Origin of the sequence: Massilia cellulosiltytica, assembly GCF_047325105.1 — a bacterium.
GTDB lineage: Bacteria > Pseudomonadota > Gammaproteobacteria > Burkholderiales > Burkholderiaceae_D > Telluria > Telluria orientalis.
In genome coordinates this window covers 5934936-5958666 of sequence record NZ_CP168562.1, presented here as the reverse complement: position 1 = coordinate 5958666, position 23731 = coordinate 5934936, and the positions used below count along the sequence as shown (strand labels likewise).

Annotated in this window: 20 protein-coding genes; 13 read left to right on the top strand and 7 right to left on the bottom strand. The window is 66.1% G+C overall.

Annotation, left to right across the window (positions count from 1 at the left end):
• Position 1: 1 nt before the first annotated feature.
• A complete protein-coding gene (locus ACEN9H_RS26115; RefSeq protein WP_413672617.1) occupies positions 2 to 652 on the bottom strand; it encodes a glutathione S-transferase family protein in 651 nt (216 codons plus the stop codon).
• A 106-nt stretch (positions 653 to 758) separates the two neighbouring features.
• Between ACEN9H_RS26115 and ACEN9H_RS26110 the strand changes: the two genes are divergently transcribed.
• The 5 genes from ACEN9H_RS26110 (at position 759) to ACEN9H_RS26090 (ending at position 5284) form a co-directional block, all read left to right on the top strand.
• Positions 759 to 1340: a TetR/AcrR family transcriptional regulator gene (locus ACEN9H_RS26110; protein ID WP_056122182.1), complete on the top strand. Its 582-nt coding sequence runs from the start codon at positions 759 to 761 to the stop codon at positions 1338 to 1340.
• 129 nt (positions 1341 to 1469) lie between these two features.
• The gene (locus ACEN9H_RS26105; RefSeq protein WP_413672616.1) at positions 1470 to 2165 is read left to right on the top strand and encodes a YIP1 family protein; all 696 of its coding nucleotides are present in this window, start codon (positions 1470 to 1472) and stop codon (positions 2163 to 2165) included.
• A 4-nt stretch (positions 2166 to 2169) separates the two neighbouring features.
• Positions 2170 to 3378 (top strand): efflux RND transporter periplasmic adaptor subunit, encoded by a 1209-nt coding sequence (locus tag ACEN9H_RS26100; RefSeq protein ID WP_056122188.1) that lies wholly within the window; start codon positions 2170 to 2172, stop codon positions 3376 to 3378.
• The gene (locus ACEN9H_RS26095) at positions 3375 to 4067 is read left to right on the top strand and encodes an ABC transporter ATP-binding protein (RefSeq protein WP_200948755.1); all 693 of its coding nucleotides are present in this window, start codon (positions 3375 to 3377) and stop codon (positions 4065 to 4067) included. Before ACEN9H_RS26100 ends, ACEN9H_RS26095 begins: the two co-directional genes overlap by 4 nt.
• A complete protein-coding gene (locus ACEN9H_RS26090) occupies positions 4064 to 5284 on the top strand; it encodes an ABC transporter permease (RefSeq protein WP_413672615.1) in 1221 nt (406 codons plus the stop codon). The genes ACEN9H_RS26095 and ACEN9H_RS26090 overlap by 4 nt, the downstream gene beginning before the upstream one ends.
• 281 nt (positions 5285 to 5565) lie before the next feature.
• Here the strand turns inward: ACEN9H_RS26090 and gatB are convergent, their stop codons facing one another.
• Genes gatB through gatC form a run of 3 tightly spaced genes read right to left on the bottom strand, consistent with a single transcriptional unit; the run spans position 5566 to position 8859 of the window.
• Positions 5566 to 7026: an Asp-tRNA(Asn)/Glu-tRNA(Gln) amidotransferase subunit GatB gene (gene gatB, locus ACEN9H_RS26085; RefSeq protein WP_413672614.1), complete on the bottom strand. Its 1461-nt coding sequence runs from the start codon at positions 7024 to 7026 to the stop codon at positions 5566 to 5568.
• Positions 7027 to 7052: 26 nt separating this feature from the next.
• Complete coding sequence (gene gatA, locus ACEN9H_RS26080) at positions 7053 to 8528, bottom strand: Asp-tRNA(Asn)/Glu-tRNA(Gln) amidotransferase subunit GatA (RefSeq protein WP_371765967.1); 1476 nt, start codon at positions 8526 to 8528, stop codon at positions 7053 to 7055.
• A 25-nt stretch (positions 8529 to 8553) separates the two neighbouring features.
• The gene (gene gatC, locus ACEN9H_RS26075) at positions 8554 to 8859 is read right to left on the bottom strand and encodes an Asp-tRNA(Asn)/Glu-tRNA(Gln) amidotransferase subunit GatC (RefSeq protein WP_056122198.1); all 306 of its coding nucleotides are present in this window, start codon (positions 8857 to 8859) and stop codon (positions 8554 to 8556) included.
• 306 nt (positions 8860 to 9165) lie between these two features.
• Here gatC and ACEN9H_RS26070 point away from each other — a divergent pair, with 306 nt between their 5' ends.
• From ACEN9H_RS26070 to ACEN9H_RS26040, 7 genes are all read left to right on the top strand, one after another.
• Positions 9166 to 10209, top strand: coding sequence for a rod shape-determining protein (locus tag ACEN9H_RS26070; RefSeq protein WP_025511657.1), 1044 nt, complete (start codon positions 9166 to 9168; stop codon positions 10207 to 10209).
• A 152-nt stretch (positions 10210 to 10361) separates the two neighbouring features.
• A complete protein-coding gene (gene mreC / locus ACEN9H_RS26065) occupies positions 10362 to 11660 on the top strand; it encodes a rod shape-determining protein MreC (protein ID WP_413672613.1) in 1299 nt (432 codons plus the stop codon).
• Positions 11660 to 12181, top strand: a complete 522-nt coding sequence (gene mreD, locus ACEN9H_RS26060) for a rod shape-determining protein MreD (protein ID WP_025511654.1) — start codon at positions 11660 to 11662, stop codon at positions 12179 to 12181. The genes mreC and mreD overlap by 1 nt, the downstream gene beginning before the upstream one ends.
• A gap of 24 nt (positions 12182 to 12205) precedes the next feature.
• Positions 12206 to 14185, top strand: a complete 1980-nt coding sequence (mrdA, locus tag ACEN9H_RS26055) for a penicillin-binding protein 2 (protein WP_413672612.1) — start codon at positions 12206 to 12208, stop codon at positions 14183 to 14185.
• A 3-nt stretch (positions 14186 to 14188) separates the two neighbouring features.
• Positions 14189 to 15304: a rod shape-determining protein RodA gene (gene rodA / locus ACEN9H_RS26050; RefSeq protein WP_056122207.1), complete on the top strand. Its 1116-nt coding sequence runs from the start codon at positions 14189 to 14191 to the stop codon at positions 15302 to 15304.
• Positions 15305 to 15356: 52 nt separating this feature from the next.
• On the top strand, positions 15357 to 16361 hold the full coding sequence (locus tag ACEN9H_RS26045) for a septal ring lytic transglycosylase RlpA family protein (protein WP_413672611.1): 1005 nt from the start codon (positions 15357 to 15359) through the stop codon (positions 16359 to 16361).
• Between the two features lie 423 nt (positions 16362 to 16784).
• A complete protein-coding gene (locus ACEN9H_RS26040; RefSeq protein WP_413672610.1) occupies positions 16785 to 19862 on the top strand; it encodes a TonB-dependent receptor in 3078 nt (1025 codons plus the stop codon).
• A gap of 117 nt (positions 19863 to 19979) precedes the next feature.
• On the opposite strand, the gene ACEN9H_RS26035 is transcribed toward ACEN9H_RS26040, so the two are convergent.
• Positions 19980 to 20933, bottom strand: a complete 954-nt coding sequence (locus ACEN9H_RS26035) for an IS1595 family transposase (protein ID WP_413672609.1) — start codon at positions 20931 to 20933, stop codon at positions 19980 to 19982.
• Between the two features lie 195 nt (positions 20934 to 21128).
• Between ACEN9H_RS26035 and lpxD the strand changes: the two genes are divergently transcribed.
• The gene (gene lpxD, locus ACEN9H_RS26030; protein ID WP_413672608.1) at positions 21129 to 22220 is read left to right on the top strand and encodes a UDP-3-O-(3-hydroxymyristoyl)glucosamine N-acyltransferase; all 1092 of its coding nucleotides are present in this window, start codon (positions 21129 to 21131) and stop codon (positions 22218 to 22220) included.
• On the opposite strand, the gene ACEN9H_RS26025 is transcribed toward lpxD, so the two are convergent.
• Positions 22204 to 22956 carry an SPOR domain-containing protein gene (locus ACEN9H_RS26025; protein WP_413672607.1) on the bottom strand — a complete coding sequence of 251 codons (753 nt, stop codon included), beginning with the start codon at positions 22954 to 22956 and terminating at the stop codon, positions 22204 to 22206. The genes lpxD and ACEN9H_RS26025 overlap by 17 nt on opposite strands.
• A 10-nt stretch (positions 22957 to 22966) precedes the next feature.
• A complete protein-coding gene (locus ACEN9H_RS26020) occupies positions 22967 to 23719 on the bottom strand; it encodes a type III pantothenate kinase (RefSeq protein WP_413672606.1) in 753 nt (250 codons plus the stop codon).
• Positions 23720 to 23731: the final 12 nt, after the last annotated feature.

Sequence of the window (23731 nt, the reverse complement as noted above, 5' to 3'; positions counted from 1 at the left end):
ATCAGGCGACCGCGGGCTCGACGACGTACTGCGCCACCTGGGCCGCCAGCGCCTTGCGATAGGCGGGACGGGCCGTGCACCGGTCGCGCCAGGCCGTCAGGCGGGCGAAGCGCTCGACATAACCCATGCCGTCGAGCAGGCGCACGACGGTCGTCATGAGGATGTCGGCCGCGCCGAATTCGCCGGCGAGATACGTGCGGCCTTCCAGCCAGTCGTCCACCTGGCCCAGGCGCTTGAGCGCGATCTCTTCGAGCACCGGGCGCTGCGCCTCGGCCCACGGCTGGTCCATGGAAAACGCGACGAGGTTGGCGAGGTTGCCCACGTAGGGCTCGACCGAATTCAGCGCGGCGAACATCCACATCGTCGTCTGCGCACGCGCGGCCGGATCGCGCGGCAGCAGGACGGGATGGCGCTCGCCCAGGTGCAGCAGGATCGCGCCGGTTTCGAACAGCGCCAGGTCGCCGTCGTGCAGCACGGGCACCTGGGCGAACGGCTGCTCGCGGCGGTAGGCGGGCGATTCCTTGTCCTCGAGGCCGATCAGGCGCAGGTCGTAGGACTGGCCCGCTTCCTCGAGGGCCCAGCGCACGCGCAAGTCGCGCACGTGGCCCACGGCAAACGAGGGAACCGAACGGAAGGTGGTCAGCGTGTACATGTGTCGTCTCCTTGTGGTGAATGGAAACCAGAATACGCGGCCACATAATATGTTCAAGAACATAATGTGAATACGCGCATAATGCCGTTCTCGAAAGGAGACGCGAATGCCCTACAGTAGCGAACACAAGGCCCAGACCCGCGAACGCATCGTGCATGCGGCGCGCCGGTTGTTCAACCGCCATGGCTTCGAACAGGTGTCGATCGACCGCGTGATGTCCGAGGCCGGCCTCACGCGCGGCGGCTTTTATCACCACTTCGACAGCAAGGACGATCTGTACGCGGCGGCCGTCGCCAGCTTCAGCACATGCAACCCGTTCAAGCCCGATTTCAAGGACTCGCCGCCGCCCGCGCCGCGCGAACTGGCGCGCATGCTGGTCGACATCTACCTGAGCGACGAAGTGTTCGATAACATCGAGGCGCATTGTCCGTTGTATGCATTGCCGGGCGACGTCGCGCGCGCGGGGCTGTCGCCGCAGAAGGCGTACACGCAGCTGATCCGCAATCTCGTGCACGTGTACGCGGGCGCGCTCGCGCACGAAGCGGACGGCGAGCAGCGCGCGCAGGCCATCGTCGCGCTGTGTGTGGGCGGGATGGTGCTGGCGCGGACGACGGACGATGCGGCGCTGCGCCGCTCGCTGCGGGCGGCCGCAAGGACGCAGGCCCTGGCCCTGCTGGAAGCGATGTAAACGCCGCGTATAAATTGGGGCGTGCCCCCGTTGTCATGACAATTGGTGAGTTTTTCGTGGCGTAAACACCCTAGACTGCTTGGCACCGGGTGGCGGGTGCTACCTGGTCACAATAACCAGGGAGTCCACATGGCCACGCAGCCGCTCTTCGACATCGGAAACGTCATCCTCGCGCCTTCGCCCACCTTCGCACGGCTGAAGGACAAGCCTCGCCCTTTCATCCCGCTGCTCGTCCTGATCCTGCTGACGCTGGCCGTCAGCTGCTGGTACGTCTCGTCGCTCGATTTCGCCTGGTTCCGCGAGCACATGCTGGCGGCGCAGGGGCCCATGAAGCCGGAAGCGCGGGCCGCGATGGCGCAGTTCCTGACGCCGAAGACGATGATGTGGAGCTCCGGCGCCGGCGCCGTGCTGGGCACGCCGCTCATCTGCGCCATCGTGGCGCTGTACTACCTGTTGGCGGGCAAGGTGATGGGCACCGGCATCGGCTACGGCAAGTGGTTCGGCTTCGCCGTCTGGACCAGCATCCCGCGCCTGCTGACGGTGCCCCTGTCGGCGCTGCAGATCCTGACGTCGGGCGGCCGCCTGGCGCCGGAAGACATGAACATGGTGTCGCTCAACTACCTGCTGCTGCACGTGCCCATGTCCAGCCCCTGGTTCGGCTTCGCCACCAATCTCGACCTCTCGTCCGTGTGGTCCATCGCGCTGGCCGTGCTTGGCCTGAAGGCGTGGACGGGACGCTCGACCGCCGCCTGCGTGACGGTCGCCGTGCTGCCGCACGTGGTCGTCTACGGCATCTGGGCCGCGAAGATCGCCTTCCTCGGATAAGCGCATGAAGAAGAAACTGATAGGCGCGGCCGTCGTCGCGGCGTTCTTCATCGTCCCCGTGGCGGTGAAGTTCGCGGGCAAGCAGACGCGCCGCGAGGCCGAGCTGGCGACCGTGCAGAAGCTCGCCATCCACCCGGCCATCCTCGCGACCGGCAACCTCGTGTTCCGCCAGGAGGTGCAGCTGTCGGCGGAGGTCATCGGCAAGGTGGCCGGCGTGCTGGTGAAGGAGGGCGACCACGTCGAGCGCGGGACGATCCTGCTGCGGCTCGATCCGACCGTGTACCTGGCCGAGGTGGCGCAGCAGGAGGCGAACCGCCGCAACGCCGCCATCGCGATCGAGCGCGCCCAGATCAACCTCGCGAACCAGCAGCGCAACCTGGACCGCACGGGCCAGCTGTACAAGGCGAAGTACATCGACATCTCCAAGTACGACGACGCCGTGCACCAGGTCGATCTCGCCAAGGTCGAGCTGCGCGCCAGCCGCGAGACGCTCGAGCAGGCCAGCGCGCTGCTCTCGCAGGCGCGCGAGCACCTGGCCAAGACGGAAGTGCGCGCGCCCATCGACGGCACCGTGACGGCCGTGCCGATCAAGATCGGCGAGACGGCCGTCGCCAGCGCCACCGGCATCGCGGGATCGTCACTGATGACGATCGCCGACGTCGGTTCCATCATGGCCGAGGTGAATGTGGACGAAGCGGACATCGCGCGCGTGGGCGTCGGCCAGCAGGCCAAGGTGTTCCCGGCCGCGTTCCCCGACCAGCCCGTGACGGGCCGCGTGGAAAGCGTGGCGATGGCGCCGAAGACCGTCCTCGGCGCCCAGACGCAGGGCCGCAGCTACGTCGTCAAGCTGCGCCTCGACGACGCGAAGCTCGCGCTGCGCTCCGGCATGACGTGCCGCGTCGAGATCGTGGTCGGCAACGGCGCGGCGCGCGCCGCGGTGCCGATCCAGGCCGTGCTGAGCGAGGAAATCCCGGGTGCGAAGGACAAGGTGAAGAACACCAGCTACCTGTTCGTCGTGCAGGACGGGAAGGTCAAGAAGACGACGGTGGAACTGGGCCTGTCGGACGACGCCAACCAGGAAGTGACGAAGGGCGTGGTGGCGGGCCAGACGATCGCCGTGGGCCCCGCGCGCCTGCTGCGCGAGCTGCACGACGGCGATGCCGTGGTCGCGAAGAAGGCCGATGTGAAGGTCGCGGAAGGAGCGCATCCGTGATCCGGCTGGAGGGCGTGACGCGGCAGTACACGATGGGCGACCAGACCGTACACGCGCTGCAGGGCGTCGACCTGCACATCCGGGCCAATGAATTCGTCGCGTTCATCGGCGCGTCCGGCTCCGGCAAGTCGACCATGATGAACATCGTGGGTTGTCTCGATCGCCCCAGCAGCGGCGCGTACTGGCTCAACGGGCGCGAGGTCGCGACGATGTCCGGCGACGAACTGGCGCGCGTGCGCAACCAGGAGATCGGCTTCATCTTCCAGAGCTTTCACCTGCTGCCGCGCGCGAGTGCGCTCGACAACGTGGCGCAGCCGCTGATCTACCGCGGCATCCCGTTGCGCGAACGCCTCGCGCTGGCCGAACAGGCCTTGCAGCGCGTGGGACTCGGCGGACGGCTGCATCACCGGCCCAACGAATTGTCGGGCGGCCAGCGCCAGCGCGTCGCGATCGCCCGTGCGCTCGTGGGCAAACCTTCCATCCTGCTGGCCGACGAACCGACGGGGAACCTCGATTCCGCCACCAGCGAAGAGATCCTGGCCCTGATCCGCGAACTGCATGCGGGCGGGCAGACGGTCGTCATGGTGACGCACGAGCCCGAGATCGCGGCGCAGTGCCGGCGCGTCGTGCGGTTGCGCGACGGGCGCATCGTGTCGGACACGAGGAATGATGCGGAGAATGCGGCATGAACCTGTTCCTCGAAAGCCTGCGCTCGGCGCTGGCATCGATCCGCGCGCACCGGCTGCGCAGCTTCCTCACGTCGCTGGGCATCATCATCGGGGTGGCGTCGGTGATCACGGTGATCTCGCTGATCCAGGGCCTGTCGAAAAGCGTCACCGACCAGTTCGAAGGACTGGGCGGCAACGGCCTGACGGTCCGGCCGCACAACGAGTTCAAGGAGGTCATGCGCGGCAAGGTGAACTACCTGCGTTTCGACGACGTGGAGCAGCTGCGCCTGCGCGTGGACGGCATCCGCAACCTCAGCCCCGTGTTCACGCCCGGTTTTTCCGAGGTGCGCTTCACGGGCATGTCCGCGACGGCGCAGGTGTTCGCCACGACGGCCAGCTACCAGGAAGTGAATGGCCGCTACGCGCGGCTGGGGCGGTTCCTCAGCGAGTCCGACGACGCCGGCGCGCGCCGCGTGGCCGTCATCGGCGAGAAGCTGATCGAGGACCTGCACCTGCCGCCTAACCCGGTCGGGCAATTCGTCCTGTACGCGAACGAGTGGTTCAAGATCGTCGGCGTGATGGAAAAGCGGGGCGAGATCTTCGGTATGTCGCAGGACAACTACATGATCATCCCGTTCAAGACGGGGCAGAGCATCATCGGCAACAACACGCGCCCGCAGCTGCAGATCACGGTCGCCGTGCGCGACCTGGGCCGGCTGGACGCGACCCGCAGCCACATCCGCATGGTCATGCGCCAGGCGCACCGCCTGAAGCTGGACGACACGGACGATTTCGAGATCGAATCGGCCGACCAGATCGCGAAATCGTTCGAGAAGCTGAGCGGCACCGTGACGCTCGTGATGGGCGGCGTCGTCGGCATCGCGCTGCTGGTGGGCGGCATCGGCATCATGAACATCATGCTGGTGTCGGTGAAGGAGCGCACGCGCGAGATCGGCATCTGCAAGGCGATCGGCGCGCGCAGCCGCGACATCCTGCTGCAGTTCCTGATCGAGGCCGTCACCCTGTCGCTGCTGGGCGGCCTGCTGGGGCTCGTGATCGGCTACGCGCTGGGCGTCGGCATTGCCGCGATGATCCCCGACTTCCCGCCGGCCGTCGTGCCGTGGTGGGCGGTGGCGCTGTCCGTGCTGTTCTCGGGCGGCGTAGGTGTCGTGTTCGGCGTCGTCCCGGCCAGCCAGGCTGCGCGCCTGGACCCGATCGACGCGCTCCGCTACGAATAAATTCGGGGTCAGAGCACATTTCCGGCGAAATTCGGGGTCAGAGCACTTTTTTGAGCACGATCTTTGGGACAAGTTTTACGGCGGCTGTGACCGGATGCGTGGCGATGGATACGTCGACGCTACCGGCTTGAACCGGCGGCTTACTTTACCTTCGGACATTGATCCGAAATGTGCTCTGACCCCGAATTTGCGCGGGAATGGGGTCTGACCCCGAATTTGGGCAATAGCGCAGACGAAAAAAAACCGGAGCGTGCTCCGGTTTTTCGTTGGCGTGACGGAGATTACGCCGCCAGCTTTTTCTTCAGCAGCTCGGTCACCTGCGCCGGATTCGCCTTGCCCTTCGACGCTTTCATGCACTGGCCGATCAGCGCGTTGATGGCGGCTTCCTTGCCGGCCTTGTACTGCTCGACCGACTTCGCATTGTTGGCCAGAACCTCGTCGACGATCGCTTCCAGCGCGCCCGTGTCGGAAATCTGCTTCAGGCCTTCGCGCTCGATGATCGTGTCGGCCAGGTGCTCGTCTTCCGACTGCGCTTCCCACATCAGGCTGAAGACCTTCTTGCCCGCGTTGTTCGAGATCGTGCCGTCGGCGATGCGCTTCAGCAGCAGGGCCAGTTGCGATGCTTCGACCGGCGAGTCCTCGATGGCGACGTCGGCGCGGTTCAGCGCGGACGACACGTCGCCCATCAGCCAGTTCGCGGCCGCCTTGGCGCTTTCCTTGCCGGCCTTGGCGACGACGGCTTCGTAATACGTGGCCATCGCCTGCGACGACGTCAGGATCAGCGCGTCGTATTCCGGCAGGCCGTAGTCGCCGATGAAGCGTTCGCGCATCGCGGCCGGCAGTTCCGGCATGCTGGCCTTCACGCGGGCTATCCAGTCCTGCGAGATCGCCAGCGGCGGCAGGTCGGGGTCGGGGAAGTAGCGGTAATCCTGCGCGTCTTCCTTGGTGCGCATCTCGCGCGTTTCCTTGCGGTCCGGATCCCACAGGCGCGTGGCCTGCACCACCTTGCCGCCGTCCTCGATCAGCTCGATCTGGCGGCGCACTTCGTAGTGGATCGCTTCTTCCATGAAGCGGAAGGAGTTCAGGTTCTTGATCTCGCAGCGGGTGCCGAATTCCTTCTGGCCGACGGGGCGCACGGACACGTTGACGTCGCAGCGGAACGAACCTTCCTGCATGTTGCCGTCGCAGACGCCCAGCCACATCACCAGGCCGTGCAGTGCCTTCGCATAGGCGACGGCTTCGGCGGCGCTGCGGATTTCCGGCTCGGAGACGATCTCCAGCAGCGGCGTGCCGGCGCGGTTCAGGTCGATGCCGCTCATGCCGTGGTAGTCCTCGTGCAGCGACTTGCCGGCGTCTTCCTCGAGGTGGGCGCGGGTCAGGTTGACGGTCTTCGTCTCCAGCTTGCCGTCCTTTTCGAACGCGAACGTGAGGCTGCCGCCCTGCACGACCGGGTCTTCGAACTGGCTGATCTGGTAACCCTTCGGCAGGTCGGGATAAAAGTAGTTCTTGCGCGCGAAGACGGACTGCGGCGCGATCTTCGCGCCGACCGCGAGGCCGAAGCAGATGGCGCGTTCGACCGCGCCCTTGTTCATCACGGGCAGCACGCCCGGCAGCGCCAGGTCGACAGGGCTCGCCTGCGTGTTCGGCTCGGCGCCGAACTTGATCGAGCTGCCGCTGAAGATTTTGGAGTTGGTCGTGAGCTGGACGTGGTTCTCAAGACCGATGACGACTTCCCATTGCATGGTGTTCTCTCTTGTATGTCAGTGCGTCAAACGCCTTCGGGCGCGCGGGTATGCCAATCCGTGGCTTGCTGGTACTGGTGGGCGATGTTCAGCAGCTTCGCCTCGGCGAAGTAGTTGCCGATGATTTGCAGGCCCACCGGGCGTTTTTCATTTTTCTCGCCCTGGCCGAAACCGACCGGGATCGACATGCCGGGCAGGCCGGCGAGGCTCGTCGACAGGGTGAAGATGTCGGCCAGGTAGTTCGCCACCGGGTCGTTCGCCTTGGAACCCAGGTCCCATGCGACGCTCGGGGCCACCGGGCCCATGATCACGTCGCATTTGTCGCGGAACGCCGCCTGGAAGTCGTCGGCGATCAGGCGCCGGATCTTCTGCGCCTGCACGTAGTAGGCGTCGTAGTAGCCGTGGCACAGCACGTACGTGCCGACCATGATGCGGCGCTGGACTTCCTTGCCGAAGCCTTGCGCACGCGTCTTCTTGTACATGTCCTGCAGGTCGGTGTATTCCGGGGCGCGGTAGCCGTAGCGCACGCCGTCGAAGCGCGACAGGTTGGACGACGCTTCCGCCGGCGCGATGATGTAGTACACGGGGATCGACAGCGACGTCTTCGGCAGCGAGATCTCGACCAGGGTCGCGCCCAGCTTCACGAATTCGTCCAGCGCGGCGCGCACGGCCTGTTCGACGTCCGTGGCGAGGCCTTCGCCGAAGTATTCCTTCGGCACGCCGATGCGCAGGCCGGTCAGCGGCGCGTTCAGGTCGCGCGTAAAGTCTTCGCGCGCATTGCCTTGCTCGGCCGTGAGGCAGGTCGAATCGCGCTCGTCGAAGCCGACCATCTCGTTCAGCAGCAGGGCGCAATCTTCCGCCGTGCGGGCCATCGGGCCGCCCTGGTCGAGCGACGAGGCGAACGCGATCATGCCGAAGCGCGACACGCGGCCGTACGTCGGCTTGATGCCGGTAATGCCGCAGAACGCGGCCGGCTGGCGGATCGAGCCGCCGGTGTCGGTACCGGTCGCGGCCGGTGCGAGGCGCGCGGCGATCGCGGCGGCCGAGCCGCCCGACGAGCCGCCCGGCACGGCCAGCGCGTCCCACGGGTTTTTCACGGCGCCGAACGCCGAGTTCTCGTTCGACGAGCCCATCGCGAATTCGTCGCAGTTGAGCTTGCCCAGCGTGACCATGCCGGCGTCCGCGAATTTCGTGACGACGGTGGCGTCGAACGGGCTGACGTAATTGCCCAGCATCTTGGACGCGGCAGTCGAGCGCCAGCCTTGCGTGACGAAGATATCCTTGTGGGCGATGGGAATGCCGGTCAGCGGGCCGGCGTTGCCCGCCGCGATGCGGGCGTCGGCCGCCTGCGCCTGCGCGAGCGACAGGTCCGGATTCACGTCCAGGAACGCGTTATGCTGGCTGGCGGCGATGCGGTCCAGGAAGTGCCGGGTCAGCTCCGTCGCCGAGACTTGTTTCGAGTGCAGGAGCGCGGACAGCTCCTTGATGGTTTTTTGATGCATCATGATGGTCGACGTTCGCTGCGGGTTATTCGGTGGCGATGACTTTCGGCACCAGGTACAGGCCGTCCTGGGTCTTCGGGGCCGGGGCCTGGTAATCGTCGCGGTGGTTTTCTTCCGTCACCACGTCCTCGCGCAGGCGCAGGGGCAGGGCGAGCACGCTGGCCAGCGGTTGCGACAACGGCGCAACACCCGTGGTGTCGACAGCCTGCAACTGGTCGGCCAGGGCGAAGATCCCGTTCAGCTCGTTCAAGGCGATTTCGGCATGGGCCTCGTCCATATCGAGCTGGGCCAGGTTGGCGATCCGTTTTACGTCTGAAAGTGTCAGGGACATGGCAAAAGGCGCGGTTCGGCACCGCGTTCAAAGATGAGTGTGTAGATAATGAAATTTGGACAACGGCGCGCTAAAGCTGATAAAAGCTTTCTAATACCGTCGATCTCACAGGCTGATATGGGCACGAAACCACCCGTTTTTCAGCGTTTAATCGGTAAATTATAAGGTAGAATGGCGGGCTAATGCGTTCTCCGGGCGAAACCTGCCCCGCATCCACGCATGAAAAGCCCGCGAGGCGCTCGGCAGTCGCGGCGAGGATTCCCCGATTAATGTTAGGCGCACCCTATTGCGCATATCAGGACACACATGTTTGGTTTTTTACGTAGCTATTTCTCGAACGACCTGGCCATCGACCTGGGTACCGCCAACACGCTGATCTACGTGCGCGGCCTGGGCATCGTGCTGGACGAGCCTTCGGTCGTCGCGATCCGCCAGGAAGGCGGTCCCAACGGCAAGAAGACGATCCAGGCGGTCGGCAAGGAAGCCAAGCAAATGCTCGGCAAGGTTCCCGGCAACATCGAAGCGATCCGTCCGATGAAGGATGGCGTGATCGCCGACTTCACCGTCACCGAGCAGATGCTCAAGCAGTTCATCCGCATGGTGCACGATTCGAAGTTCTTCCGTCCGTCGCCGCGCATCATCATCTGCGTGCCGTGCGGTTCGACCCAGGTCGAGCGCCGCGCGATCCGCGAATCGGCGCTGGGCGCCGGTGCGTCGCAGGTGTACCTGATCGAAGAGCCGATGGCGGCCGCGATCGGCGCGGGCCTGCCGGTGTCCGAGGCGACCGGCTCGATGGTCGTCGACATCGGCGGCGGCACGACGGAAGTCGGCATCATCTCGCTGGGCGGCATGGTCTATAAAGGTTCCGTGCGCGTGGGCGGCGACAAGTTCGACGAAGCCATCGTCAACTACATCCGCCGCAACTACGGCATGCTGATCGGCGAACAGACCGCCGAGTCGATCAAGAAAGCAATAGGTTCGGCCTTCCCGGGCTCCGAAGTCAAGGAGATGGAAGTCAAGGGCCGCAATTTGTCGGAAGGCATCCCGCGTTCGTTCACGATCTCGTCCAACGAGATCCTGGAAGCGCTGACCGATCCATTGAACAACATCGTCTCGGCCGTCAAGAACGCCCTCGAGCAGACCCCGCCGGAACTGGGCGCGGACATCGCCGAGAAGGGCATGATGCTGACCGGCGGCGGCGCACTGCTGCGCGACCTGGACCGCCTGCTGATGGAAGAGACCGGCCTGCCGGTGTTGGTGGCCGAGGATCCGCTGACGTGCGTCGTGCGCGGTTCGGGCATGGCGCTCGAGCGCATGGACAAGCTGGGCTCGATCTTCTCGTACGAGTAACCCGGCCGTGGCTGCGCGGACAGGGCGTGTGACCGTTTCGGCGATCCGGGGACGGCACGCGCCGTCCGCGTTTGTTGGCGCCCGTCTGACGCGTACCCGCGCCGGGCGTCTTCGTTGACGCGGGCGCCGCAGGCCCCGCATTATTGGAAGTCATGGAATACAGTCCTCCGCCGCTGTTCAAGCAAGGCGCCCCCGCAAGGGTCAAGGTGACCGTGTTCGCTCTCCTGTCGATCGCGCTGCTCGTGGTCGACGCCCGCCTGCACGCGCTCACTGCCGTGCGCCAGGTGGCGGCAACGGTCCTGTACCCGTTCCAGATGGCTGCCCTCGCGCCGCGCGACGCGCTGGCCAATATGGGGACGTATTTTTCCTCGATCTCCGCGCTGCAGAAGGAAGTGCGCGACCTCAAGAGCCAGCAGGTCGCGATGGCCCAGGCCATGCAGCAGGCGCAGCTCCAGATGGCCGAGAACGCGCAACTGCGCCGCCTGATGGACGCGCGCGAGCATCTGCCCGTACGCTCCCAGATGAGCGAGATCCTGTACGACGCGCGCGACCCGTCCACGCGCCGCGTGGTGCTCGACCGCGGCACCCGCAGCGGCGTCAAGCTCGGCCTGCCCGTGATCGACAACGCCGGCGTCGTCGGCCAGGTCACGCGCGTGTTCCCGTTCACGTCCGAAGTCACGCTCCTCACCGACAAGGAACAGGCGATCCCCGTGCAGGTGCTGCGCAACGGCCTGCGCAGCGTGGCCTACGGCCGCGGCCAGTCGGGCCTGCTCGACCTGCGCTTCGTCGCGCCGAACGCCGACATCCAGGTCGGCGACGTGCTCGTGACGTCCGGCCTGGACGGCGTCTACCCGGCTGGGCTCGCGGTCGCGAAAGTCATCCAGGTCGAGAACGTGGCGCAGGGCGCCTTCGGCCGCGTCGTGTGCCAGCCGCTGGCCGGCATCGACCGCCACCGCCAGCTACTGATCGTGATGTCCGACCAGCCGCTGCCGCCGCGCCCGGCCGCGGAAGCGCCGAAGGCCAACGCCAACACCACGTCCCGCAAGAATCTGCCGCGCATGGAACCCGTGCCGCCGCTGCCGCTGCCGCCGCAACCGCTGGCGCCTGCCGTCGCGCCGCCCGCGGCCGCCGGTACCGCCGCCGGTGCGCGTCCGGCCGCGGCGCCCGCGAACCAGAACCCCGCGCCCGCGCGCGCGAACCCCGCGGCCGCGGCGCGCAGCCCGGCGGCCGCCGGTACCGCCGCCGGTGCGCGTCCGGCCGCAGCGCCTGCGAACCAGAACCCCGCGCCCGCGCGTGCGAATCCCGCTGCTGCCGCGCGCAGCCCGGCTGCGACCGCACCGGCGGCCACCCGGGCGCCGGCCACCGCCGCGCCGACCCAGGCCGTGCCTGTGCCGGCCGCCGGAGCGCCGGCCGCAGCCAACACCGCGGCCCGGCCGAAGGAGGGCACCTGATGCCGACGACGAACCGTCCGCACTACATCCTGCTGCCGGTCAGCCCGCTGTTCATCGCGTTCAGCCTGGTCTGCGCGTTCATGCTCAACCTGCTGCCGTGGGGCCGCTGGGTCGGCGCGCCGGACTTCGTCGCGCTGGTGCTCGTGTTCTGGGGCATCCACCAGCCGCGCAAGGTCGGCATCGGCATCGCGTTCTGCATGGGCCTCCTGATGGACGTGCACGACGCCACGCTGCTGGGCGAGAACGCCCTCGCGTACACCTTGCTGTCGTACCTGGCGATCATGATCCACCGCCGCGTGCTGTGGTTCCCGCTCGTCACGCAGGCGATGCACGTGTTCCCGCTGCTGCTGCTCACGCAGGCGATCCAGGTGATGGTGCGCTTCTTCGTCACGGGCCGCTTTCCCGGCGCGCTCGTGTTCATCGAAAGCGTGATCGCCGTCGCGCTGTGGCCCGTGATTACGTGGCTGCTGCTGGCGCCGCAGCGCCGCGCGGTCGACAAGGACCATACGCGTCCGATCTGAAGCATTTATTCATCGCCTCCCCGAATGACCGAGATTAAAGACAGCGATCGCGAGATCCACCTGTTCCGCATGCGCCTGACGGCGATGGTGCTGTTCGTCTTCATCTGCTTCGGCCTGCTCGTCGCACGCTTCGTCTGGCTGCAGGTCGTCAAGCACAGCCAGTACATGGCGCAGGCCGAGGACAACCGCATCGCACTGGTCCCGATCGTGCCGAACCGCGGCCTGATCGTCGACCGCAACGGCGTCGTCCTGGCCAGCAACTATTCCGCCTACACGCTCGAGATCACGCCGTCCAAGCTGGAAGCGAACCTCGATTCCGTCATCGACGAACTCGCGAAGCTCGTGACGATCGAACCGAAAGACAGGAAACGCTTTAAACGATTGATGGAAGAGTCGAAGAATTTTTCCAGTGTCCCGATCCGCACCCGCCTGACCGACGACGAGGTGGCGCGCTTCACCGCGCAGCGCTTCCGCTTCCCCGGCGTCGAAGTGCAGGCGCGCCTGTTCCGCCAGTATCCGCTGGGCGAAGTCGCTTCGCACGTGCTGGGCTACATCGGCCGCATCAACCAGGCCGAGGCCAAGGTCATCGACGCCAGCGACGATGCCGCCAACTACAACGGCACGGACCATATCGGCAAGGAAGGCCTGGAAAAGAGCTACGAGCGCCAGCTGCACGGCCAGACGGGCTACGAGGAAGTGGAGCGTTCGGCCGGCGGCCGCGCGATCCGCACCCTGTCGCGCACGCCGCCGACGCCGGGCAACAACCTGATCCTGTCGATCGACATCGAGCTGCAGAAAGTCGTCGAGCAGGCGTTCGGCGACTACCGCGGCGCGCTGGTCGCCATCGAGCCGGCGACGGGCGACGTGCTCGCGTACGTGTCGCGGCCCGGCTTCGACCCGAACCTGTTCGTCGACGGCATCGACACCCAGAGCTGGACGGAACTGAACACGTCGCTCGACAAGCCCCTGATGAACCGTCCGCTGTCGGGCACGTACCCGCCCGGCTCCACGTTCAAGCCGTACATGGCGCTGGCCGCGCTGGAGCTGGGCCTGCGCCGCCCCGAGTACGGCATCAACGACCCCGGATTCTTCATGCTGGGCGGGCACCGCTTCAACGACGACAAGCGCGGCGGCCACGGCTACATCGACATGTACCGGTCGATCGTGATGTCGTGCGACACCTACTACTACCAGCTCGGCAACGAGATGGGCATCGACCGCCTGCACGACTTCATGCAGCCGTTCGGCTTCGGCGAAAAGACCGGTATCGACCTCGAACACGAGAAGACGGGCGTGCTGCCGTCGCAGCAATGGAAGCGCGAGCGCTTCAAGCGCAACCGCGCGGCGCAGAAGTGGGTCGGCGGCGACACGATCTCGATCTCGATCGGCAACGGCTTCAACAGCTATACGCCGCTGCAGATGGCGCACGCCGTGGCGACGCTCGCCAACGACGGCGTCATCATGCGCCCGCACCTCGTCAAGCTGCTCGAGGACGGCGGCAACCATGCGCGCACGCCGACGGTGGCGAAGGAATCCGGCCGCATCCCGCTCAAGCAGCAGAACATCGACGTCGTCAAGCGCGCCATGGTCGGCGTGACGGCCGACCAGAGCGGCACCGCCTTCATCCCGTTCCGCAACGTGCAGTACACCGTGGCCGGCAAGACGGGTACCGCGCAGGTCGTGGGCCTGAAGGGCCAGAAGTACAATGCCGCCGCGACCCCGGAACGCCTGCGCGACAACGCGCTGTTCATCGCCTACGCGCCGGCCGACCATCCGCGCATCGCGATCGCGCTGGTCGTGGAAAACGCCGGCTTCGGCGCGGCGGTGGCGGCACCGATCGCACGCAAGGCACTCGATTACTACCTGCTCGGCAAGCGTCCGGGCGACGCGGACAAGCCGGCGCCGAAACCCGTCGACCCGGTCCCGGCCGACGAAGACCAGGTGGCGCCCACGGCCGGCGCCGATTTCAGGCCGGGCGGCGAGACCCCCGGCAACAAGGACTGAACCATGGCGCATTTTCCCGAACGCCGCTCGCTCAGCCGGCGCCTCAAACCGTATTTCACCGTCTTCGATCCGGCGCTGTCGCTGATCCTGTTCCTGCTGCTGTGCACGGGCCTCGTCACGCTGTCCTCGGCCGGCCACGACTTCCCCGGCCGCCTGGAAGGCCAGATCCGCAACATCATCGCCGCCTTCGTATTCATGTGGGCGGCCGCCATCGTCCCCCCGCAGACCCTGCTGCGGCTCGCCGTGCCGATCTATACGTTCGGCGTCGCGCTGCTGCTCGCGGTGGCGACCGTCGGCATCATCAAGAAGGGCGCGCGGCGCTGGCTGCACGTGGGCGTGGACATCCAGCCGTCCGAAATCATGAAGATCGCGACGCCGCTGATGCTGGCCTGGTATTTCCAGACCCGGGCGGGCATCCTCAACTGGAAGTCATTCGCGGTGGCGGCCCTGCTGCTCCTGATACCCTTCGGCCTCATCGCCAAGCAGCCCGACCTCGGCACGGCGCTGCTCGTGGGCGGCTCCGGCTTCTTCGTGATCTTCCTGGCCGGCCTGTCGTGGAAGGCGCTCGGCGCGCTGTTCGCGGCCGGCTGCGCGGGCCTGCCGGTGGCGTGGTCGATGATGCACGACTACCAGCGCGAACGCGTGATGACGCTGATCGATCCCACGTCCGATCCGCTCGGCAAGGGCTTCCACATCATCCAGTCGACCATCGCGATCGGCTCGGGCGGCGTGACCGGCAAAGGCTATATGAAAGGGACGCAGGCGTATCTGGAATTCATTCCGGAACGTACCACCGACTTCATTTTTTCGGTATATTCCGAAGAGTTTGGTCTGGTCGGCAATCTCGTGTTGCTGTTCCTGTACCTGCTGCTGATCGGGCGCGCGATGATGATCGCGGCCAATGCACCGAACCTGTTCACGCGCCTGCTGGGCGGATCGGTCGCGATGATGTTTTTTGTGTATGCCTTTGTCAACATGGGCATGGTCAGCGGCATCCTGCCCGTGGTCGGAGTTCCGCTTCCTTTCATGAGCTATGGCGGAACCGCGCTGATTACTTTGGGCCTCTGCAGTGGTATATTGATGAGTATTCAACGACACCGCAAACTGGTGCAGACCTGATATGCAAGAGAACGCGAAGGCCGTTCCGAGGTCGCTCCCAGCGGTCATTGCGATGTTGGCAATGATGGCGGGGTGCAGTACCACGGACCAGAACGGCGAACACAAAAGCCTGATCCCCCTGCCGTGGAAGCACAAGGTCACCCGCGTGGATCCGAAGCTTCCGAATTTGCCGCCGGCCGGTTCTGGCCGCGGCGGCTACTACCAGGACGACGGCCCCGGCGCGAATCCGCCGCCGGGCCTGCTGGACACCCCCGACGCCGTCGTCAAGTACGAGCCCTACGCCAAGTTCGCCAACAAGCCGTACGCCGTGTTCGGCCAGACATACACGCCGCTCATCAACGACGAACCGTTCACCCAGCGCGGCGTGGCCAGCTGGTATGGCGTCAAGTTCCACGGCCAGCGCACGTCGTCGGGCGAAGCCTACGACATGTACAAGATGACGGCCGCGCACCCGACCCTGCCGATTCCCTCGTACGCGCGCGTCACGAGCCTGGAGAGCGGCAAGTCCGTCGTCGTGCGCATCAACGACCGCGGACCGTTCCACTCCGACCGCGTGATCGACGTCTCGTACACGGCCGCCCTCAAGCTGGGTCTGCTGGGGAAGGGCAGCCACCAGGTCCAGGTCGAGCGCCTGTTCCCGGGCGACGTGATGCAGCTCGCGTCCGCGCGCCGCGCCGCCGCCTCCGAGGCGCAGGCCCTGCCGGCACCGCCCGCCATCGCCGCCCTCATGCTGGAAGACCGTGTCGACATGGACAGCGCCGCCGTCGCGCGTGCGCAGGCGCCTGTCGCCTCGACATCGGCTTCGGCCGCCGCCGACAAGGCTGCGTTGGCGCCGGGTTTCTATCTGCAACTGGGCGCTTACGGACGCGACGGCAAGGCCGAGGAACTGGGTGAAAAGCTCAAGCAGGCCGGCGTCGACCTGGCGGTCGAAGTCGTCCGTTCGGGCAGCGTCAACCGCCTGTACGGCGGACCCTTCGAATCCCGCGCACTCGCGCAGGAAGCGGCGCGTGCGCTGCCGGCCGGACTCGGCCTGAAACCCATCGTCGTACGGCGCTGAGCGGCAGGGCAGGCGTTCGCGCCTACTGCCCAGCTTCCATAGACATCAGACGTCTGATCAATGTTCATGGCAGTTCTTCCCGTAATCCCGACAATTTCCCATGTCACATGCTGTATTTTCGTACGGGAATGTCCTAAAACGATGCTTTCTGCATGTTTTATCATCAGATGTCAGACATCTACAACGTTTTTGGATTTGCTATACGCTACCATTTTTTGCGCAAGAAATTCGTGATTTTTCCAAACATAAAAAGGGGCTTCGCCGAAAACAGCCTGATAAATGCAAAGTTACCGTCGATGTTTGCGCATAACATTTATGTTTGCGAGATTGACACCGTTAACATTGTGCTCCTACACTGATTTTGCCAGCCATAAAGACGACCCGTCGGGACGTCCCAGGCATAGAAAAACACAGGAGACAGCAATGATCGAGAAGTCCATACAACGGCGCCGCCAGCGCCGGCAAGTCGTGCTTGGCCTGAGCGTGCTCGCAGGCCTTATCCAGCAAGCATATGCGCAAGATACCGCAGCGCCGGCCCAGCCCGCGCCGGTCGTCCAGGCCGATACCAACGTCGTCAAGGTGACCGGCTACCGCGCCAGTCTGCTGTCGTCGGCGAAGGATAAAAAGGAATCCGTCGGTTTCACGGACACCATCAGCGCTGAAGACATCGGTAAATTCCCCGACAAGAATATCGCTGAATCGCTGAGCCGTGTGCCCGGCGTGCAAATCGCCCGCGACGTGACGGGCGAGGGCATGAACATCCAGATCCGCGGCCTGGGGTCGAGCTTCACCAAGATCCTGCTGAACAATGCGCAGATCGCCGTGGCGTCGTCCGGCCCGATCGACGGCGCGAGCACCAATCGCGAAGTCGACCTCGACCTGCTGCCGACCGACCTGTTCACCAAGCTGACCGTCAGCAAGAGCCCGACGGCCGGCCTGATCGAAGGCGGCGCCGCCGGCGTCGTCAACATGCGCAGCGCGCGCCCGTTCGACAACCCGGGCACCCACGTGTCGTACAGCGGCACGGCGCAGAAACAACAGATCGCCGACGGCGTCGGCGGCCGCGGCTCCATCGTGGCCAGCAAGACCTGGGGCGACACGTTCGGTATCCTGGCCGGCATCGCCGTCAACCGCCAGAAGTCGCGCACGACCGGTTACGAGACCGTCGGCCTGACGAACCCGAACCTGACGGCAGCCCAGAGCGCCTCGCCGACCCGCAACAGCACCGGCGGCGGCAACTGGACGATCCCGTCCACCGTTCCGGCCGGCGCCGGCGCCGGCCTCGCGGCGGGCACGCCGATCGACCAGGCGTTCCTGCTGGCGCACAACCCGGGCCTGACGATCGACCAGATCGACAACGCCCTCGTGCCGCGCCTGGGCCGCTTCATGGATTACTTCGGCACGCGCGACAAGGGCTCGGCCATCCTCAGCGCCGAATGGCGTCCGCTGGAAAACCTGCACTTCTACGTCGACACGCTGTACAGCAAGAAGGACGACGACATGCAGCGCATCGCCTACACCTGGGCGGTCCGCAACAATGCAGCGATCCCGCTGAACATGCAGGTCGACAAGAGCGACTGCACCACGGGTTGCACGGTCACGTCGGGCACGTACGCCAACTCGACCTACTTCATCGAATTCGGTCCGCGTCGCGACCGTACCGACCTGAAGGGCATCAACCCGGGCATGGAGTGGAAGATCACCCCGACCCTGAAACTGGAAGCCCAGGCCAACGCCACCAAGTCGACGTTCTCGCACGAAGCACCGACCATCATGCCGATCACGGCAGCGGGCAGCGGCCTCGTCACCACGTTCCAGAACAATGGCGGCGTGCCGAGCATTTCGTTCAACAAGGACGTCAACGACCCGGCGAACTTCGTCTGGGCCGGCGGCCGCGTCAACATCCAGAACGAGCTGCGCGAAACGAGCACGAAAGGCTTCCACACCGACCTGACCTGGGGCGATGCCAAGCTGAACGTCAAGGCCGGTCTCGCCTACGACGACATCGACCGCCGCATCCGCGGCCAGGACAACTCGGCCGCCTGGCAGGCCGCCGTCTGCGGCAACAACCCGAGCGTCTTCATCCAGGGTCCGAACGGCGCGCCGCCGTGCGACGGCGCCAGCACGCCGGGCGCCAGCGCCGCCGCGCTGTACCCGGGCTACGGCACCGGCTACACGGCCGGCCAGACGGCACCGCTCACCTACCAGGGTTCGCTGATTCCGCTGAACAAGCTGGCCTCCTACCTGGTGCAGGGCCCGCACGACCGCCTCGTCGTCGACTGGGACCGCTTCCGCAAAGATTCGAACTACGACGCATACAACTCGAGCGCGCCGGATTCCACGAGCTCGTCGACGGGCGCCAGCTCGGGCTATGTGCGTGAGCGCACCACCGGCTTCTACACCGAGCTCAACGGCGAAACCAAGCTGTTCAGCTTCCCGGTCCGTTACAACGCCGGCGTACGCTATGTCCGCACCAAGCAGGAAGTGGGCTCCCTGAACTCGTTCAGCGATCCGCGCAACGCCAGCCTGACGCTGAACGGTTCGAAGTACCCGAACCAGACCGAGTGGGTCTATCAGGACACCACCTACAACAACACGCTGCCGTCGGCCACCGCGGCCATCACGCTGCGCAGCGACATCGTGGCCCGCATCGCGGCGTCGAAGACGATGACCCGTGCGAATCCGAACTCGCTGCGTCCGGGCATCAACTTCAGCGGCACGTCGGCCGACGTCGGCACGATCGGCAGCCCGGAACTGAAGCCCTATCTGTCGAATAACATCGACCTGGGCATCGACTGGTACACCGGCCGCGAAGGCTATGTGAGCCTGACCGTGTTCCAGAAGAAGGTGAAGGGCTTCACCGTCATCGACAACCTGACGATGCCGTTCTCCGCCCTGGCCGCCTACGGCATCACGTACAACAACCTGATCCCGACGCAGCAGGTGGCGATCAACTCGCGTGGCGGCCCGGACGTGGCCACCGTCGTGATGAGCCAGGAACGCAACGCCGGCGGCATCCTGACCGTGCGCGGCCTCGAGATCGGCTGGGTCCAGCCGCTCGACAAGCTGCTGCCGATCAAGGGCTTCGGCTTCAGCGAGACCGCGACCCTGATCAACCAGAGCGCGAGCGGCGAGGGCACCAACGGCTTCGTGGCGCTGAACGTGCCGAAGAAGAGCAACAACTTCGGCTTCTACTACGAGAACCACGGCTACATGGCGCGCATCTCGCACCAGTACCAGCAGGGCAGCCAGAGCGCCAACGCGAACCAGAGCGGCGTGACGCTGGCGGCACTGTACGGCCGCTCGTACAAGCAGGCCGACTTCTCGTCCAGCGTGGACCTGGAAGAAGTGCTGAACCGCGACAACTGGCCGACGATCACGTTCGACATCGTCAACCTGAACAAGGCCAAGCGCGAAGGCTACTTCCAGTTCCCGAACGCACAGTTCACGTCGTTCGATCCGGGCCGCACCTTCCAGCTGGGCATCCGCGGCAAGTTCTGATCGCACGGCAGTACCTGTTACGTCCCCTGTCCCCGCTTTCGACCGGCATGCAACGCGCCGGTTGCGAGCGGGGCTTTTTCTTTGGCTGTGTTCGCGGTAGTTCGGTAACCCGCTCGTCTAGCCGAGCTGGACCGCAGCAAACAGCAGATGAGCCGGCTTCGTGAGCCGACGATCGTCCAGCACGCGCTGCCAACCCGAGTAATGGATCAGGTAGCGGCTCGCCACGCCGCGGAACCGCACCAGCCAGCTTTTGAACCGGCTGTGCCAGCTGTTCACGTTCTGCACATGGATCGCGCCACGCGCACGAACGCCCGCTTCCACGTTCACTGCTTCATGCGTGATGCCAGCCTGCTCCGCGAAATGTTGATAGACGATGGCGCCGTCGGTGATCAAGAGGGCGTCGTCTTGCAGCACGGGTTTGAGGCACTCATGCAATTGCCCCACCGTCACCTGACCGCGCCCCGTATGAAAATCGAGCGTGCGGCCGCTGCGGTCGCGCGCGACGAGCAGGCAATCGTGTTCCCGATTGACACCCCGCCGTTTGGCGACGCCGCCACGTTTTCGGGGTGGCCGCGTCAGGTTGCGCGCCCCCTTCTGCGACTCAAGCCGATACGTCTCGTCGGCCTCGACGATGGCCGACAATGTCGCCGGCCGATCGCGCATGGCGCCGGGCACGAACCGGTGGCGCCACCGGAAGCTGGTCGTGCGATGCACGCCGACGACTCGCGCGGCGTCGCGCACCGTGCGCGATTCGAGCACGCATTGCAAGTACGGCAGCCATAACTCCTTCTTGCGCAGCCTTGCCAGCGGCGTACCGGTCAATGCGTTGTGGCTGTGCCCGCAGCCGAGACAGCGGAAGCGCTGCAGTCCGCTGGCCTGGCCGCAGCGGTGCTTGCGGGCGCAGCGGCAATGCGGACACGGCCGGCCCGCCGCCGCCTGCTCGATCAGGGCAATGCACTCGGCCGGATCCGCGATGCCGGCGATCCATTCCCGTAGCCGAGACAGGTCGTCTGGCGACAACTGCACCGCCAACAGCATGGCGAACAATTCGTCGAACGTCAGGCCGCGCATCGTCACTCCTCATGAGTTAACTCGACGATGCGTCTGACCTCTGCAACGAATTTCAGTTCACATAAATATCGCGAACACAGCCTTTTCTTTTGCGGTAGCTCACACTGCTTCCGTTTTCCCCACGGGATCCGGAACTGCCGGCCTGGCGTCCCTGTCGAACCGCATATCGACGCAACGACGCGACAGGAGGCTGGGATGGGGGCACGACTCGTGGAGCTGGTCACGCGCTTCGGCGGCCGGCTGGAAGGCGACCCGGACATCGAAGTGGCGCGCATCGCCCCGCTGGACCGCGCGGGCGCCACGGACATCAGCTTTCTCAGTAACAGCCGGCTGCGCGCCGTGGCCGCGCACAGCCGCGCGGCGGCCCTGATCCTGGCGCCGCTCGACGAGCCTGAAGTCGCGGCCACGTACGCGGGCGCGCGCATCGTCACGAACAACCCATATGCGTATTTCGCGCGCACGGCGCAATACCTGTGCGCGCCCGGACATACGCCCGCGCCGGGCATCCACCCGACAGCCGCCGTGCACCCGGGGGCACGCGTGGACCCGACTGCCTTCCTCGGTCCGCACGTCACGGTGGAGGAGGGCGCGGCCATCGGGCGCGGCGCCGTGATCGACGCGGGTTGCTACATCGGCCGCGACGCCAGCGTGGGCGAGGGCACGCATTTCTTCGCCAACGTGACCTTCCACGCGCGCTGCGTCATCGGCGCGCGCGGCATCGTCCACTCCGGCGCCGTGATCGGGGGCGACGGCTTCGGCTTCGCGGTGGATGGCGGCGTCTACATCAAGATCCCGCAGACGGGCCGCGTCGTCATCGGCGACGACGTCGACATCGGCTCGAACACGGCGGTCGACCGCGGCGCGCTGGACGACACGGTGATCGAGGACGGGGTAAAACTCGACAACCTGATCCAGATCGGCCACAACTGCCGCATCGGCGCGCACACGGCGATGGCCGGCTGCGTGGGCGTGGCGGGCAGCGCCAACATCGGCCGACATTGCACGTTCGGCGGCGCCGCGATGATCAACGGCCATATCGACATCGTCGACAACGTCCACGTCACGGCCGGCACGCTGGTGCCGAACTCGATCACGGCACCGGGGCGCTACACGGGGTTTTATCCGATGGCGCCGAATGCGGAGTGGGAACGCAACGCGGCGCTGCTGCGTAATCTGTCGGCGATGCGGGAGAAGATCAAGGCGCTCGAGCGGGCGGTGAAGGTGCTGGGTGGCGAGCAGACGGGACAGTCATCCCGCGATGCGTCCGCGCTTACCCGCAGCTCTTGACGTCCGCCCCGTCATAACGCTCGGCAAAGCCTTCGATGCGCTTGCGGGTCGCGGCATCGAGGCTGCGTACGCGGTAGACGTAGTGCGTCGTCTGCGGCCCGCGCGGTGCGATGCGCGCCGAGTGCACGCCCTGCTTGCCCAGTTGCGCGAGCATCGCCTGGGCGCCGCTCTCGGTCTTGAACACGCCCAGCGAGATCGCGTATTTCAACGGCGAGTCGCCCTGCAGGACGTAGAAATTGGTCACGCCCAGGTTGCGTAGTTCGGCCGCCTTGCGATCGGCCGCTTCCTTGCTGCCTTGCGTCGGGATGTGCACGAGCCAGCTGCTGACGTCCTGGGCCTGGATGGTCTGGCGCGACTGGCGGTCACCGAGGTCCAGCGCGGCGAGGCGCGCTTCGAAGCGGCGGGCGTCGGGGGAATTGAACGGGCCGATTTCCGTGCACGCGTAGGCAAGGGCGGGAGCGGGGGCCGACGGCGCGCTGGCAGGTGCAGGCGCGCTTGCCGCAGCGCTTGCCGACGAAGTGACGTCCGCCGCATCGCCACCCGCCGGCGGGGCGGCAGCCTTCGCGGCGGCCTCGGCCTGGTCGCGCGTCAGCAGGGTCATCCTGGCCGTGTTGAACTGGCGCTTCAGGCGTGCCGGTTCGTGCTCGTTGCTCCTGGCGGTGCCGAGCAGGCCTTGGGCATACGCGAACAGGGCGGCGTTCAGGAATAGCAGGGACCAGAAGGCGAGTCGTAGCACGAGCATGTCCTCAAGCGGGAGCAGAGTCGGAAGCAAGGAAGGGTGCGGCCGCATGCAGGCCCACCAGCACAATATTATCCAGCATCCAGTGCGGGACGGACAGGAGAGGGGCCACGCTGGCCGCCGCGCCGCCAGAGACGATGCACAGGTCGGCCGGCAGCGCAGCGCAGGCACGTTCGATCGCGCCCGCCTGGGCGGCCAGGCAGCCGGACAGGATGGCGTCGCTCGTGTGGTCCGCAAAGGTCGCCGGCGTCGCGCCCGGCGCCACCTGCGGCAACTGGGCCGTGCCGCGCGCCAGCGCGCCCAGCATCAGGCCCAGGCCCGGCAGGATCATCCCGCCGAGGAAGTCGCCGGCGGCGCTGACGGCGTCCACCGTCGTCGCCGTGCCGCACGTGGCCACGACGAGGTTCTTGCCGGGGGCGACGCAGCGTGCGCCGAGGGCGGCGGCGAAGCGGTCGCTGCCCAGTTGCGTGGGATTGCGGTAGCGGTTGCGCAGGCCTTTCAATTCCGCGCGCGACGTGAACCATGTGGGCGGCGCCGGCAGCAGCGGGGCGAGCAGGGCCGTCAGCTGGGCCTCCATCGCGTGGCCCGCTACGTTCGAGACGATCGCGCGCGCAAGACCCTGGCCCGCCCACGCCGCCTGCAGGCGTTCCAGTTCCGCATGCGGCACGGCGCCGTGCGCGGTCCAATCGCCCGGCGCGGCGTCAGGGGCCGCGATGGCCCATTTGATCCTCGTGTTTCCAGCATCGACGAGCAGCAGCATTTGACCTCCCGG